The organism is Legionella israelensis (assembly GCF_004571175.1).
Classification (GTDB): domain Bacteria; phylum Pseudomonadota; class Gammaproteobacteria; order Legionellales; family Legionellaceae; genus Legionella_D; species Legionella_D israelensis.
The window spans coordinates 2,010,919-2,025,867 of the sequence record NZ_CP038273.1; the positions used below are offsets into that span (position 1 = coordinate 2,010,919).

Genomic DNA, 14,949 nt, shown 5'->3' on the forward strand with positions numbered 1-14,949 from the left:
AATAGATATAGCAAATTTGTAAATATAATAAAGCTCATAAGGCCATATGGAGTGCTGAAGATGTCCGATCTCTCAAACGGAGGTTTTATTCAAGCTTTGCGCCAGGGTAATTATTTGCTTTTTTTACAATGGCCTGATTTTATCAGCAAGCGTTACAAGGTCTATGATGCAGATAGTCTGGTTGATCTTCTTATCTTTCACTGGATACAAGAAGAGTTTGGCGATGAGGATATTAAGGCTGCGGCTATCATGAATGCCATCATCTATGATGAGAACTGTTTACTTGAAAATGAACAAATCAATGCCGGTGTGAATTTAATTGTAGCGGCATGCCAGTGCCAGGTGTTTAAAAAAAATGATTTAATCAAGCATTATTCTGTCGATAGGGAAATGGACAAGGAAGATATTCTGGAGTTTATGAAAACCAATACCCACAGGTTAAGCGATAAGGAAAATTGCAAACAATTGTTGCTGCAAAATCAGCATTTAAATCTTCTGGCCAAAAAGTACCACAAGGAAATAGCACTATTTCGTGAGCAAAGACAAGCATTCTATTTGATTGATGGCTATATGAATGCGGTGGAAGAAGACGATTCGATAACGGTAAAGAATAAAGCCATGCGAAAAGGTCTCATCAACTCTTTACGGAAAGCATTAGATATGCATGGGCCTAAATTAGAAGAAATGCAAGAGACCATCCAATATTATTTCAATCAATTACGCTGTTTTGATAACCTCCAACCTTGGGAAGAAGAATATTTTACTGCGATGGTTTCGCAACATTGGAGTAGGCGATTATTGATATGGTCTACTCGCTTTGCATCCACCTTTTTTAATCATGTTCTTATTGCTGACAAGCATCCACTCGATTCCAAGTCAGAAAATGAAGAAACATCATCATCCAGGCATTCTATTTAAGCAGTATAAACTATAAATACTCTATACTCGACTTTGTGAAAAATTTACGAATCCCCGTGGCTTGGACTACGGGGTCCATAAAAAGACCCATCCTATTTATTAAAGTCTTGGAAAACACTGATTTTGATAAATATACTGGTGATGGACACCGCAGTCGATGCGGCGGTGATTCGTAGCGGAAAAAATTCACAAAGTCTAGCCTATATAAGGTTAGTGCAAAAATGCAGACTGACCCAAGTATGGCCGTTTCCAGGACAGGTTGAGCACTTACGTTATTGCCATATTCGTTTCAAATATTGTTCTAATTTATCCCATCGCAAAGGCAAACTGCGAAAACCTATGATTCTGTCAGGTCGGATTAAATACAAACAACTTGCACTTGCTCCATAGCGTTGGTGAATCATTTGCTGATGATCATAAAATATATTTCCCTGCCATTGCAACTTCTCAGGTTTTTCTGTTGCAGCAAGAATTAACACAGGCTTTATCCACTTCGAATAATGTTTTTCTGTCTTTGTAAGAATCTCATCTATGGTTTCTGTTTGCTTTTCATGGTGATGTTCACAGCCAGAAAATACAATTAATGCATGCCTTCCTTCCAGAAGATGATCAAACAGCCACTGTGGTTGTGAGTTTTCTTTATCTAAGAAAACATAAACATCGGGCGCTCTTTTTCCGGCAGCGGGGCCTTTGCCAAAAGTGCTCCATGCCTTTAGACAGCTTCCGTGAAGGCTATAGTGAGAATCCTGTTTAAGATGAATGGGCATGCCAATAAACTCATCAATGATGGGACTTTTTTTAATGCGAATAGATGTTTGAGACAGGATGCCGCCAAACATTTTCATGACCGGTTTGAAATTTAAAATCAGTTCCGTGAGGTGATCTCTTATCTCGCGGGTTAAAGCCCCTGTCATGGCAAAGGAGCGTTCATTGCTATCTGATAATTGTTTGACGATTTTAAGGGTTTGACGCTGTTCAATATCATAACTATCCAAGAGAGTCTCTTTCGCTTCCCTGCGGCAAACCAGAGCGAGTTTCCATCCTAAATTGGTGGCATCGAGAATGCCTGAGTTCATTCCCAAAGACGTGAGAGGACTCACCTGATGAGCAGCATCGCCGCATAAAAAGACTCGACCTTTTCTTCGTTGTTTAACAGACTTGTTATAGGTATGAAAATGCGATATCCAGTTCGGATTTTTCAAGGTTCCGGGTATACTGCATAGCTCATTGAATTGTTGTTGGAAAAATTCGAGTGTCGGGGTTTCTCCAGCTTGGTATTCCATGTTTTTGGGCAATGAGACTAAAATACCCCAGCGATGGGCAGGCAGCGCTCCAACGCTACAAAATCCTTTTTTCGCCAGGAAAAAATACCAGTCTTTAGCATCAAATTGCCCATCCAGTTCCACATCAGCAATCATATAGTGAGATGGATATTTTTTGCCTTTTTGTTCGATACCGGCTTTCTCCCGTACCTTACTTTTTGCCCCATCACAACCAATGAGGTACTGGCAGTTGACGGTAAAGGACTGGCCGTTTTTTTCAAGGCTTACCCTGAGTTGATCTTGTTTTTCTTCGTAATCCTTAAAGCCAGTCTCCCAGGAAACATCACCCTTCATCTGTTGCAGCAGCTGATATTGAAATTTCTCCACGTAATTTTGCCCTAAAAGACAAGCGTATGGATATTTTGAATCAATGCCTGTCCATGGTAGATGCAAAGATGGTCTTTTTTCGATATAAACCGATAAGGCATGAGTAAAAATACCTGTTTGTTCAAAAGGTGCGGCATAATTTAAATCAGAAAAGCATTCCAGTGATAAAGAAGAGATAGCGGTCGCTTTCATGATGGTTGATACTTGCGATTTTTTATCTACCAACAAAAAAGAGATACCAGCTCTTGCCAGATATAAGGCAAGCATAAACCCCGTGGGACCAGCGCCAACAATCACAACATCATATTTATCCTGAAATTGCATCTATATTGCTCCCGTCTTACTTATAAGTTCTTAGCTAAGCTTAGTTGATATGAACGCTATGGTACAAATACAGATTAGCTTAGAGCCTCAGATCCAGAAGAGCAAATTTGAGCAAAGAAAGACTGAGTAAATTTAACCTTTCAGTGGTGCGCTGGCGGGGTGTTAATCGATCCTTGTTTTTAAAAAGAGGCAGAACTGTGTTGGTAAATGTTTGCATTTTCATGTTGTAATAAATCTAATTTATAAGACAAGGCAGATGGATTCCCCATGTAGCCGCCATGATTATGTTTGCCTACGACCCGGTGACAGGGAATAAACAAGGCTAGAGGATTTCTCTTGCAGGCTTGCCCCACAGCACGGGGGCTGCTTTGCAGAGAACCTGCTAATTCACCGTAGGTTATGGTCCGGCCGACAGGAATGACCAATAGAGCATTCCACACTTTGAGTTGATAAACACTGCCTGTCGGTTTTAGGGGTAATTGAAACCGGTGATGTGGATTTTTAAGGTAGGACGTTAATTCTTCGGCAACAAGCATAGAAAGGGGGTGATCAATGGGATCACCTTTGGTTTTGGTAAATAAAGATTGATAAATGTAATGCTCATCATGTTTTACATTCAGCCAACCAAAAGGTGTTTTAAATGTTGAACTGATGAGCATGTCAAGCATTAACTGTCTTTTTTGGTATTCAATTTTTCTTTAATACGGGCAGCACGGCCAGTCAGGTTGCGTAGATAATAAAGTTTAGCACGACGCACATCCCCTCGACGTAATACTTTAATGCTGTCAACAATAGGACTGTAGGTTTGAAAGACACGCTCAACACCGATGCCGTGAGATATTTTACGCACAGTAAAAGCGGAGTTTAAACCACGATTTCGTTTAGCAATAACAATGCCTTCGAAAGCCTGCAGCCGTTCACGAGAGCCTTCAGTTACTTTAACCTGAACCTGAACGGTATCTCCGGCATTGAATTCTGGAATTGTTTTGCCTTGCATTTGCTCAGCATTGATTTGATCAATAATATTTGTCATGAGTCACTCCTAAAAGGGGAGGCGCTTTGCGTTTTTACGACCTGGCCGAAAAAATTTTAATTTTCAAGTACAGCAGCATGGGCTGTTCAGGAAAATCAAAGCTTTTTCGACTCAAGCCAGCGAAACGTTAAAGAGCCAATATGGTTTAATCACCATGTTCTTGTTTAAATTCATTTAACAATTTTTCATCAGTTTCGTCTAATTGTACTGACTCCAATAAGTCAGGTCGTTTAAGCCATGTTTGACCCAAAGCTTGTTTTCGACGCCAGATTTCTATCTCCTTGTGATGACCTTTAAGCAGTACTTCCGGCACATTCATGCCGTGAACACTTGCAGGTCTGGTATAGTGTGGATAATCCAGCAAGCCGCTCATGAATGAATCATGTATTGCGGATTGCGGATGTCCCAGACTTCCAGGTATTAAGCGGACCATTGCATCAATAAATACCATGGCAGCCAGTTCACCACCGCTTAAAATAAAATTTCCTAAAGACCATTCCTCATCGATATCATGCTGAATGACCCGTTCATCCACTCCCTCATATCGACCAGCCACAAAAATGAAGGACTGATGATTAGCCACTATCTTATTCAGATCGGCCTGGTTAACCATTTTGCCCTGGGGGCTCAGATATATGGTTTTGCTATTGTTTGGCATCTGCTGACGTGCATGTCCAATGGCTGCATGCAATGGTTCATACATCATCACCATGCCTGGACCTCCACCATAAGGTTTATCATCTACCTGACGGTAAGGCCTCGATGCCCAGTCACGAGGGTTCCAGTAATCGATTTTTACCAGTCCTTGTTCAATAGCACGACCTGTAATGCCAAAGTGCAAGCTATTAAACATTTCTGGCATCAGGCTTATCACGCCTAAATGCAACATGGTTAAATATCCAAATCCCAGTCAACTTTAATAAATCGTTTATCCTTATTGACTTCCAAGATGACTTGTTCAGGTAAATAAGGTATTAAATGCCTTTTTTCACTTGTCACTACCAACACATCATTAGCACCGGTGGGCATGATGTCAGTTATTTTTCCCAATTCTTTTCCGTCACGATTAATGACTTGCATCCCTATAAGTTCATACCAATAATACTCACCGGGTTTAAGTTCAGGCAAACTGTCTTTACTAACCGCTATTTCAATATTTGTTAATTGAGAGGCCAATTCTCGTCGTTCATAGCCTTCGATGAGCGCCAGAATGGATTTATTATTCACTTTAACTTGTAATGGCTTAACAGGAAGCCACTGTTCATTCAAAAACATGTGCCAATTATTGTAAGACAATATATTATCGCGGGGATCAGTATAAGAATGAACGGTTATAAACCCCTTAACGCCATGTACCCGACCAAAACGCCCTACAATAATCCACGCCTTTTTTTTATTCACTTTTCTCAGCAGCTGATGTTGCGTATTCTTTAATTAATCCTTTAACACGCTCAGATAACTGCGCACCTGTTTCGCACCATTTGTTCACTTTTTCCCTGTCCAGATGCAAACGAACTTCCTGGCCCCGGGCGACAGGGTTGAAATACCCTACTCGCTCAATGTAGTTCCCATCACGACGTTTGCGGCTATCGGTGACAACAATATGGTAAAAAGGACGCTTTTTGGCGCCGGCTCTTGATAAACGTATAACGACCATTATTTTCCTCTACCTTGAAGTAGTTATGTAAAAATGCGTTGTATTGTACGAAAATTAACTCGCCATGTGAAGAGCTTACTATAATTATTTGCTGCAATTTTCCACATAAAAAAATATATTGTTTGACCGGTAGTATAAAAACCGGGCTTCTGAGCAATTTTTATTATTTGCGGTCACTTGGAAATAAATCTTTCATTCCAGCCATACCTCCCATTCCCCGCATGAGCTTTTGCATGCTTCCGGGTTTGGTAAATTTCTTCATCATTTTTTGCATCTTTTCAAATTGTTTTAAAAGGCGATTCACGTCCTGAATTTGCAATCCAGCGCCATTTGCAATCCGCTTTTTGCGTGAACCGACAATAATTTTGGGAATGCGTCGCTCTTTGGGGGTCATGGAGTTGATAATGGCAATGGTCTGTGCCATGGCTTTGTCATTGATCTGCTGCATAGCCTGCTGCGGCAATTGGCTCATGCCCGGGAGCTTGTTCATCATTCCGGAAATACCCCCCAAATTATTCATTTGCAGTAATTGTTGCTTAAAGTCTTCCAGATCAAATCCTTTTCCTTTTTTCAGCTTTTTGGCCAGTTTTTCACTGGCTTTTTTATCCGCTTTTCGTTCCACTTCCTCAATGAGGGTCAGCATGTCGCCCATGCCGAGAATACGCGAGGCGATTCGTTCCGGATGAAAAGGCTCAAGCGCATCGGTTTTTTCACCGCTACCGAGAAATTTGATGGGCCTGCCTGTGATCTGACGAACCGATAGTGCTGCACCGCCTCGGGCATCACCATCTGTTTTGGTCAGGATAACACCTGTCAGTGGCAGCGCCTCATGAAAGGCTTTTGCTGTATTGGCTGCATCCTGTCCTGTCATGCTGTCCACGACAAACAGTGTTTCGATGGGATTGACCGTCTTGTGCAAAGACTGAATTTCATCCATCATGGCTTCATCAATATGAAGCCGACCGGCTGTATCAATGATAAGCACATCCATATATTGTTTTTTGGCTGCATCCAGGGCTTTCTGTGCGATGTCAGTCGGCTTTTCCTGCGTCTGGGAGGGAAAAAAGGCAACGTCCAGTTCATCAGCAAGAACATTTAACTGATGTATGGCTGCCGGGCGGTAAACGTCGGTGCTGACGACCATGACCTTTTTCTTTTCTTGTTCCTTTAAATAACGAGCCAACTTTGCGGTACTGGTGGTTTTACCTGAACCCTGCAATCCAGCCATAAGAAAGACAGCCGGGGGCTGGGTTTTAAAATTTAATTCAGCACGTTCGTCCCCCATAACGTGCACCAGCTCATCGTTTACGATTTTTATAAAGGCTTGATCCGGTTGCAAGTGGGTGCTGACTTCCTGCCCCAGTGCCTTTTGCTTAACCTGTTCAATGAACGTCTTGATCACTGGCAATGCCACATCCGCTTCAAGCAGCGACATGCGAACTTCGCGTAAAGCCTGTTGTATATTCTCTTCAGTAAGTCGTCCTTTACCGCTAAGATGTTTAAATGTGCGGTTTAAGCGTTCAGTTAAATTTTCAAACATAGTTATCACCAGAAAGATATCAAAGGGGAAATTGGCGGCTCCCAATTTGCCTGTTCAATAAAAGAACATTTTTTAGCCGTTAATGAGTGATAGCATAGCAGATTTATAGATTCATGTGTAATTGCCCGCGAGAAATCGTACCTAAGACTTTAATCGATGAGTTGCCAGACGGGGTTAAAGGATCTGCGCTTAAAAGGGTCATATCGGCAAGCTTACCCACTTCCAGGGTGCCTTTCTCTTTTTCCAGACCATAAAATAAGGCGTTATCAATGGTTATGGCTCTTAAGGTGTCCTCGGCGCTGATGCGCTGATGCGGTGCATAATATTGAGGGCAGTTGCGATTTAAAGGGTATTGCCAGCTTTGCACTTTACGGGTTTGCATGCGTTGCATCATCTTTAAAGGTTGCAGAGGCGTTACGGGTGCATTGGCATACATGCTTATTGTGTTGAAGCTCTTTTTGGCCTGACGAAGTGGATTATTAAAATGTGCTCTTTCAGGACCGACAATTTCATGACACATTGCTTCTCCCCAGTAATAAAGATGGGGCGCAAACCAACTGGCGCTCATGCTCAAATAATTCATCCGCTGGAATTGATCTTTCCTGATAACCTGTGCATTAAGTAATTTGGGTTTAAAATGAGGGTGCTTTTGTTGAGTCTTTTGCGTCATGTTAAGAGCAACATCAATGGCTGCGTCACCGTGAGCTTCAAAAGCCAATGATATTTTTTCTTTTGCCGCCGTTATAACCTGCTCTTCCATCTTTCGAGGACTGATGGCTAAGCTGCCTCTCCAGCTTCTGTCATAACCAATAGGGGGGAAAGAATAAGGTGCACTGAGATAGGCAGCGTAATCACCCAGGCTGCCGTCTATTTTAAGGATATAGTAGCCAGAATAAAATCTTTTAAAATCCTTCTGTACAAGATTCAGTAGTTTTATATGCCATAAATTTGAGGCATTGAAAATAACATCTACCGGAGAATCGTTATTGATGATGCGGGCATACGTATCTAGCCAGGCTGGATGAAATTGATTTTCACTAATGGTGGTGTATCCTTGGGAAGAAAAAAAATCAATCGCTGTCATGATGGCTTTTTCCAGTTCATTTTTGCCGAGGATACTTACTAGAAAGGACTGAAAATCTTTGGAATTGATTTTGCCTTCTTCATCAATGGCAATAGTCGGATCAAGCTCTTTAATTTCCCGGGCTGCTTTATCATTCAATAAAGCGGATTGTTCTGAAGAGTAAAAGACTACTATGGCTTTATCCTTACTTATTTTATTCAGCTTGTTCTGAGTTAAAGGCTCTCCTTTTAAACGCGTACTGTCGTACCCATACACGATAATTTGTTGTTCATTAGATGCGGAGATTTTATCAGCCAGAGTCGATAAAAACATGTCGGTGGTTTTAATTGGTTTCCAGTTTTTTTGATGGAAGGTATTGGTTGTAGACAAATCGATGCTGTGATTGGCCAGCCAGCCATATAACACCAACAGGCTTCCCGAATCAATAAATCCGGGGGTCACATAGGCTTTTTTCAGATCAATGATTTCCGTATGCGAGCCACGGCATTTTTCCATAATTGTTTTTTCATCACCTACAGCTGCCAATCGATGGTGAATGACGGCAACTGCTTCAGCACGTGGCTTTTGCGGATCCAAGGTAATGAAAGTGGCATTGTGGTATATCTGATGTGCGTCCTGGCAAAGATGAAATGGAGGAGTTTCTGTTGATTTTGCAGAGACGGGGGATAAAAAAAGACAATCAATTAAAACAACGAAGACGACGGCGACAACATATTGCATAATTCATTATCCAACATGAACATAACTATTATAATCCTAGCGCAATATCTTGGGAATGGTCAAAATTTGGCATGATATTTTATTTAATCCGCTTGATGTAAGAAGTGGGCTCAGAAAAAAAGAGAAGGAGTATCCTGCGAAGCAAAGGCGGTAAAGCGCTGGATCCGCTGTGCTATTTGAGCATTTTTGCTTTCTTTTAATGAAGTGGGATGGGCTTTATCGGTCTGTGCCGGCAAGCTTAAGTTATTTACAAAAGACGCTATCTCCAGTAGAGTAGATAAGATTTTTTGTTTATTTTTTAACCTATTATTAAGGTTTTCTTAATTTATTTTATTTATAATGAGAATTCTTGCTGAAGCCGTGTTTGTATAGATGAAGGAATAGAATGAGCAACAGAAAGCATAGTTTAACCATTTTTAGCCTGATCATGATAACGGTAGGGTCAGTGGACAGCATCCGTAATTTACCAGCAACGGCTTTATTCGGCAGCCAATTGATTTCTTTTTTTATGATGGGCGCGTTATTTTTTCTTATTCCTACCGCACTGGTTTCGGCTGAACTGGCGTCAGGATGGCCAAAACAGGGTGGTATCTATATCTGGGTTAAGGAAGCTTTCGGTAAAAAAACAGGTTTTCTGGCGATTTGGCTTCAGTGGATTGAAAATGTGATTTGGTATCCAACCATTTTATCCTTTGTAGCAGGAACCATAGGTTATTTGATCAATCCTCATTTGGCAAATAACCCTTATTTTCTTTGGCTTGTGATCATTGCGTCCTTTTGGGGAGCGACCTTTGTTAATCTCCGTGGAATGAGTTCATCCGCTTTCTTCAGCAATGTTTGTGCTATTTCAGGTTTATTATTGCCCATGTCTTTAATTATTGGCCTGGGGGCGGCGTGGGTTGCGGGCGGTAATCCCCTGCAAATCAGCTTTGACGGGCAAAGTCTTGCCCCCCACTGGCAGGATAAATCCATGTGGGTATCTCTAACGGCCATTATGATGTCTTTCTGTGGTATTGAAATTGCAACCGTTCATGCAAACGATGTTAGCAATCCGCAGCGTGTTTTTCCTCGGGCACTAATGTACTCAGTCATCATTATTTTAAGTACATTAATATTTGGTTCATTAGCCATTGCTGTGGTTTTGCCTCAACAGGATATCAATCTGGTGGCGGGAATTATGCAAGCTTTTGATGCTTTTTTTGCTCGTTATCATTTAACGGCTTTAATGCCTGTTATTGCTTTAATGCTGGTTTTAGGAGGCTTGGGAGGTGTCAGCAACTGGATCATTGCCCCGACGAAAGGATTGCTGGTTGCTGCTGAGGACGGCAATTTACCAGCGGGTTTTCGTCGAGCCAATGAACAGGGAGCTCCTGTTGTCATGTTAATTGTGCAGGCTGTTATTGTGACCATTTTATCAGCCATGTTTTTATTTATGCCGAGCGTCAATGGCTCCTATTGGCTATTGACGGCCTTGGCTGCACAATTATATATGATGATGTATTTGCTGATGTTTGCAGCCGCCATCAAATTAAGGCTGTCTGCCCCAGAACATCCGCGCGGCTTTCGAATTCCAGGAGGGTTACCCGGTTTATTGTTGGTGGCTGGTATTGGAATAATTGGTGCAGTAGCCACGCTCATCGTTAGTTTCATTCCTCCGCAAGGCATTAATATTGGTAGCATAAGCCGTTATGAATTAACTTTAATTGTCGGTTTGATTTTAATGTGCTCACCTCCTTTTATCAGCAGCTGGTTGCAAATGCGCAAACAAAATTACAATGAAGTTTTAGTTCCCTGACCATTTGCTGTTCTGTCCATTTTTGTCAAATTGATGTATGGAGTTTTTGCTGTCCATCGTGAGTTTGTATACAAAAGGGCTTTATTATTGGTTAAAATGGATTTAATCGAAATCAGCTTCTTTTTTTATGTCTTTTAAATCGCTTTTACAGCAGTTATCAGCGCGATTACCGGAGCTTGAATGGAAAATCTCTCATCTGGGCGAATTCATACCACGGCATGCATTGCCGCCTGGATTATTTCATTACTCTTTTAATTATCGTACTTCTGCGTGCATTGCTGAAATTAAATCTGATATCAGAAAACTGGCTTTACAGACTAATCAGCGAAGTGCTTGTTACCTTGCTGAAAAAATACATCAAAAAATCAGTGTGCTGATAAGTTTATCTCATGATAAAGTTGATAAAAAACATCATGAACATTCATCAATATTTGATATCAACAGAATTCATTCAAAGCAGCAGTGGCTAAAGGAATTTGAGGAGCGCATTAATAAACTGCTGGAACAACGACAGGCACTAAGCAAAAGGCTCAGACAGGCTGAAACTTCAGGTCATTCCGATAAAATTTTAGCGCTAAAACATGAATTAGGCCAGTTGGAACGATATTTAACTCTTGCTAAAGAAAGTTTTCATCAGTTACTTTAGGCCCTAACTCTCAGCCCTAGCTTCTGTGCACTTATCATTGTCCTAAGTGCCGGAAACCTGATTCGTTTTCCAGTTCTTTTTCATGAATGGAACAATGGCTTTTCCTTCTACAGGTGGGCTAAAAATAAATCCTTGTCCCTCATGGCAGTGGGAGTGAATAAGAAATTGTCTTTGAGCATCATTTTCAATGCCTTCAGCAATGACGTCAAGTTTCAAACTTCGTGCCATACCTATGATGGCTTTTATAATTGAAGCATCATCCGGATTGCTGGTGCATTGACAAATAAATGAACCGTCAATTTTTAGTTTATCGATAGGAAACTGCCTAATATAACTGATGCCTGAATAACCGACACCAAAATCATCAATGGCAATGGAAACCCCCTTTTTATGCAAATGCTCTAAGGCTTGTTGAATCATGTGGCTATTGTCCATGAGTGAGCGTTCGGTAAGCTCAATTTCTATGTACTGGGGTTTGAGTTCAATTTTTTTAAGAATATCTTCTATAAAATGAATGAAATCGCTGTTTTTAAATTGATGCGCTGAAACATTCACAGCCATTCGGATAGGCCTTAATCCCGCTTCTTGCCATGCTTTGTTCTGCAGACAGGCCTTATAAAAAATCCATTGCCCTAATTGAATGATCATGCCGGATTCTTCGGCAATGGGTATAAATTCCGAGGGCATGAGAATACCTTCGCGTGGGTGTTGCCAACGTACCAGTGCTTCTGTGGCCACGATGTGGCCGGTTTTTAAGTTTACAATGGGTTGAAAAAGAAGGAAAAATTCATTTTTTTGTAATGCATTATATAAATCAATCTGTAAATTCAGTCGTTTTTTTATCAAGACATTACTTTGTTTTTCAAAACATTTGAAATTGTTTTTTCCATTTTTTTTGGCCATGGACATGGCAATATCGGCATTCTTTAACAGAGTGCCAGCCTTTTTTCCGTCTTTTGGATATAGGCTTATGCCTATACTGGCCGTTACGATAACGTGATGATTTTCAATTTTAACAGGTCGATTGATTTCATGAAGTAGTTTTTCAGCCAACTTACACAGATCTTTAGTGTCATTGGTAAGAAATAAAATGACGAATTCGTCACCTCCAAAGCGAGCCACTGTATCGCTTTCTCTCACACTTTTTGTTAGACGCTGAGCTATTTTTTTCAGTAAGAAGTCACCTTCTTCATGGCTAAAGTGGTCATTTATGATCTTAAAATTATCAATATCGATAAAAAACAGGAAAAGACTACTGTGAAAGCGTTTTGCATAAGCAATACTTTTACGAATATGATCAAGCATGGCTGGTTTGTTAGGCAATTGTGTCAGTAAATCATGGTTGGTAAGCCATTCTGAACGTTCAATCATTTTTTTTCCCAGCCGATGATTTCGTGCCACAAGATCAATGTTTTGATATTTTAATGAATGAGAGGTTCGCATAAATTGATGGATATAATAACTGATGCTGAACATGAAAAGAATAAATATACTGCTGGAGATCCCCAGAAAAATATAGATATCGCCTTGAAAAAAAGCCCATAAGGTAAAAGGGAGTGTGGCGGATAAAAGAAACAGAATATACATCCATAAGATACTTGATAAAAAAATCACAGCGCCTGCAGACAAACTGAAAATAAGAACAGCAATAAAGATTTGATAATTCGGATATTCAGAAGGAACAAATAGCACTCCGGCCATACCCCAGCTGCTGCCTAAAAGAAAGACAAATAAAGTCAATAAACTTAATCTGGTGATTTGCCGAGCTTTAGGATAAATTCTGTAAAAGAAAAGAAATAATGCAGATAAACAGGACAGGGTGAGGAACCAGCTTAAAAGATAAAAGGGATTAATAAGATGGTATAAAGCCATAACGAGAAATAAAGCAACCACAAGCTGACAGACAATACCCAGGGGAATTTGTTTATATATTAAAAAGATTGCTGCAGATTTGATTCTATCTTTTTTTTGATGAGAAGGCAGGTCATTGTTCTGTAAAAGCAACTCCATTTTTTTCATAAAGACATGTCCTGCTTATCCATGAAGGGAGGTTGTTTTTTTAAGTATAGCTTTGAATTGCAGGAATTGCGTTCATGCGATAGATTAGGAATAAGGTCGAGCCTGTTTGAAATCATCGGATAAGACCTGCGGGTTTATAAAAAAATGCAATGGAGCGAAAAAATGTCTGATAAATATGAACAAATGACAAAAAGAATTAATGTTCAACTGGCTAAAATGCGTAAAGAGATGCCTGAATTGATGTCTGGTTTTTCCTCACTGGCACAGGCAGCCACAAAAGAAGGCGCTTTGGATAAAAAAACAAAAGAGTTAATTGCTATGGCCCTTGCAGTAGCTACCCATTGCCAGGGATGTATTGGTTTTCATTCTCAGACACTGGTCAAACTTCAAGCGTCTAGAGAAGAGCTGTTGGAGACTCTAGGCATGGCTGTTTATATGGGCGGTGGTCCCTCTTTAATGTATGCTGCCGATGCCTTAGAAGCTTATGAGGAATTTAATCAATAGCATCTGTTATCAGGTTTTTATGTAGACGAGTTCATAAAAGAATCAGAAGCCGCCATTCCGCGCCATAATATTTTCAACAAAAAAAGGCCGAGGCGTGGAATGGCGGGTAGAGACTTATTGACTCATATATGGAGTCGAATGTTCTGATAAAAAAAATTGCCTGGATTTATATTCGTTTTGAATAAATTTTATGGATTTGCCAATCTTCTGATTTATACTGAACAAAGAGGCGAACTAAATGTTCTTGATATCATGAAATTACTGCAAAGACTGGTTCTTATCATTGGAATTGTTTTTTCCTCTATTTTATATGGGCAGGGCCCACCACTGAGAGTGGCCATAGAACATTTTTCTCCTCCTTTTATTATGCGGGCAAGCAACAATCAATTTTATGGTTTTGATATCAGCTTGATAGAGAATATCTGTAAGCAGCTGGACAGAGCCTGTCAGTACAATGTGATGCGTTTTGAGGATCTCATCTTTGCCGTGGAAAGTAACTTGGCTGATGTGGCCATCAGTGCTATTGCCATCACGATTCCCAGAGCGCGCCGTGTTAAATTTTCCCTCCCTTATTTAATCAGCCGTTCCCGCTTTCTTGGTGGAAAGGAACTGAGTGATGCGCCTTTTAGCCTGATGTTGCTGAATAATAAAAAAATTGGAGTTGAGGCTGGCAGCGTCTTCAATAACCAAATTGGGCAGATGGGACTCCAGAATACACGCGTGATTCCCTATGATGATGTCCATAGCCTTATTGAAGCACTCGGGAATGATGACGTGGACGTCGCATTGCTTGATAATCCCAGCGCTGTTTTTTGGGAGCATCAGTCGGGGGGACGATTCAAAACACTTGGTATGCCTTTTGATTATGGGTTCGGGCTGGCTATTGCTGTTAATAAAGAAAATGAAACCTTATTAACACAAATTAATGCAGCCTTATTGAATTATCAAAACAGCGGGGAATATCAGAAAAATTACCGAAAATATTTAGGGCATCTACGCTGAGCTTATTTAAATTGGTAAGTGCGCTATTTAATGTAAAAGATCATCCTCCATGTTCAAG

General features: G+C 40.6%; 14 protein-coding genes. 5 read left to right on the plus strand and 9 right to left on the minus strand.

Features of this window, described 5'->3' with window-relative positions:
- Window positions 1-60: 60 nt before the first annotated feature.
- Entirely contained in the window at window positions 61-918 is an 858-nt protein-coding gene (locus E4T55_RS09125; RefSeq protein ID WP_058502641.1) for a hypothetical protein, read from the plus strand.
- 272 nt (window positions 919-1,190) lie between these two features.
- Here the strand turns inward: E4T55_RS09125 and E4T55_RS09130 are convergent, their stop codons facing one another.
- The 8 genes from E4T55_RS09130 to E4T55_RS09165 form a co-directional block, all read right to left on the minus strand.
- Entirely contained in the window at window positions 1,191-2,891 is a 1,701-nt protein-coding gene (locus tag E4T55_RS09130; protein WP_058502640.1) for an FAD-dependent monooxygenase, read from the minus strand.
- 179 nt (window positions 2,892-3,070) lie between these two features.
- Window positions 3,071-3,550, minus strand: a complete 480-nt coding sequence (locus E4T55_RS09135) for a methylated-DNA--[protein]-cysteine S-methyltransferase (protein ID WP_058502704.1) — start codon at window positions 3,548-3,550, stop codon at window positions 3,071-3,073.
- Between the two features lie 8 nt (window positions 3,551-3,558).
- A complete protein-coding gene (gene rplS, locus E4T55_RS09140) occupies window positions 3,559-3,924 on the minus strand; it encodes a 50S ribosomal protein L19 (protein ID WP_058502639.1) in 366 nt (121 codons plus the stop codon).
- A 145-nt stretch (window positions 3,925-4,069) separates the two neighbouring features.
- Window positions 4,070-4,813 (minus strand): tRNA (guanosine(37)-N1)-methyltransferase TrmD, encoded by a 744-nt coding sequence (gene trmD, locus E4T55_RS09145; RefSeq protein ID WP_058502638.1) that lies wholly within the window; start codon window positions 4,811-4,813, stop codon window positions 4,070-4,072.
- Between the two features lie 2 nt (window positions 4,814-4,815).
- Complete coding sequence (gene rimM, locus E4T55_RS09150) at window positions 4,816-5,325, minus strand: ribosome maturation factor RimM (protein WP_058502637.1); 510 nt, start codon at window positions 5,323-5,325, stop codon at window positions 4,816-4,818.
- Entirely contained in the window at window positions 5,318-5,581 is a 264-nt protein-coding gene (gene rpsP, locus E4T55_RS09155; RefSeq protein WP_058502636.1) for a 30S ribosomal protein S16, read from the minus strand. The genes rimM and rpsP overlap by 8 nt, the downstream gene beginning before the upstream one ends.
- A gap of 163 nt (window positions 5,582-5,744) precedes the next feature.
- Window positions 5,745-7,121 (minus strand): signal recognition particle protein, encoded by a 1,377-nt coding sequence (gene ffh / locus E4T55_RS09160; protein WP_058502635.1) that lies wholly within the window; start codon window positions 7,119-7,121, stop codon window positions 5,745-5,747.
- 103 nt (window positions 7,122-7,224) lie between these two features.
- Complete coding sequence (locus tag E4T55_RS09165; RefSeq protein ID WP_058502634.1) at window positions 7,225-8,925, minus strand: amidohydrolase; 1,701 nt, start codon at window positions 8,923-8,925, stop codon at window positions 7,225-7,227.
- Between the two features lie 385 nt (window positions 8,926-9,310).
- Between E4T55_RS09165 and E4T55_RS09170 the strand changes: the two genes are divergently transcribed.
- Window positions 9,311-10,720: an APC family permease gene (locus E4T55_RS09170; protein ID WP_058502633.1), complete on the plus strand. Its 1,410-nt coding sequence runs from the start codon at window positions 9,311-9,313 to the stop codon at window positions 10,718-10,720.
- Between the two features lie 127 nt (window positions 10,721-10,847).
- Entirely contained in the window at window positions 10,848-11,366 is a 519-nt protein-coding gene (locus tag E4T55_RS09175) for a primosomal replication protein PriC (protein ID WP_058502632.1), read from the plus strand.
- 42 nt (window positions 11,367-11,408) lie between these two features.
- On the opposite strand, the gene E4T55_RS09180 is transcribed toward E4T55_RS09175, so the two are convergent.
- Window positions 11,409-13,385, minus strand: a complete 1,977-nt coding sequence (locus tag E4T55_RS09180; protein ID WP_058502631.1) for a putative bifunctional diguanylate cyclase/phosphodiesterase — start codon at window positions 13,383-13,385, stop codon at window positions 11,409-11,411.
- A 162-nt stretch (window positions 13,386-13,547) separates the two neighbouring features.
- Between E4T55_RS09180 and E4T55_RS09185 the strand changes: the two genes are divergently transcribed.
- Both E4T55_RS09185 and E4T55_RS09190 read left to right on the plus strand, forming a co-directional pair.
- A complete protein-coding gene (locus tag E4T55_RS09185) occupies window positions 13,548-13,889 on the plus strand; it encodes a carboxymuconolactone decarboxylase family protein (RefSeq protein WP_058502630.1) in 342 nt (113 codons plus the stop codon).
- Window positions 13,890-14,066: 177 nt separating this feature from the next.
- Window positions 14,067-14,891 (plus strand): transporter substrate-binding domain-containing protein, encoded by an 825-nt coding sequence (locus tag E4T55_RS09190; RefSeq protein ID WP_131780711.1) that lies wholly within the window; start codon window positions 14,067-14,069, stop codon window positions 14,889-14,891.
- Window positions 14,892-14,949 lie beyond the last annotated feature (58 nt).

Bases quoted from the DNA above. Each gene is read 5' to 3' on its own strand.
- E4T55_RS09130 (WP_058502640.1), bottom strand. From the start codon at position 2,891: ATGCAATTTCAGGATAAATATGATGTTGTGATTGTTGGCGCTGGTCCC.
- E4T55_RS09125 (WP_058502641.1), top strand. From the start codon at position 61: ATGTCCGATCTCTCAAACGGAGGTTTTATTCAAGCTTTGCGCCAGGGT.
- ffh (WP_058502635.1), bottom strand. From the start codon at position 7,121: ATGTTTGAAAATTTAACTGAACGCTTAAACCGCACATTTAAACATCTT.
- E4T55_RS09170 (WP_058502633.1), top strand. From the start codon at position 9,311: ATGAGCAACAGAAAGCATAGTTTAACCATTTTTAGCCTGATCATGATA.
- trmD (WP_058502638.1), bottom strand. From the start codon at position 4,813: ATGTTGCATTTAGGCGTGATAAGCCTGATGCCAGAAATGTTTAATAGC.
- E4T55_RS09185 (WP_058502630.1), top strand. From the start codon at position 13,548: ATGTCTGATAAATATGAACAAATGACAAAAAGAATTAATGTTCAACTG.
- E4T55_RS09175 (WP_058502632.1), top strand. From the start codon at position 10,848: ATGTCTTTTAAATCGCTTTTACAGCAGTTATCAGCGCGATTACCGGAG.
- E4T55_RS09135 (WP_058502704.1), bottom strand. From the start codon at position 3,550: ATGCTCATCAGTTCAACATTTAAAACACCTTTTGGTTGGCTGAATGTA.
- rplS (WP_058502639.1), bottom strand. From the start codon at position 3,924: ATGACAAATATTATTGATCAAATCAATGCTGAGCAAATGCAAGGCAAA.
- E4T55_RS09165 (WP_058502634.1), bottom strand. From the start codon at position 8,925: ATGCAATATGTTGTCGCCGTCGTCTTCGTTGTTTTAATTGATTGTCTT.
- rpsP (WP_058502636.1), bottom strand. From the start codon at position 5,581: ATGGTCGTTATACGTTTATCAAGAGCCGGCGCCAAAAAGCGTCCTTTT.
- E4T55_RS09180 (WP_058502631.1), bottom strand. From the start codon at position 13,385: ATGAAAAAAATGGAGTTGCTTTTACAGAACAATGACCTGCCTTCTCAT.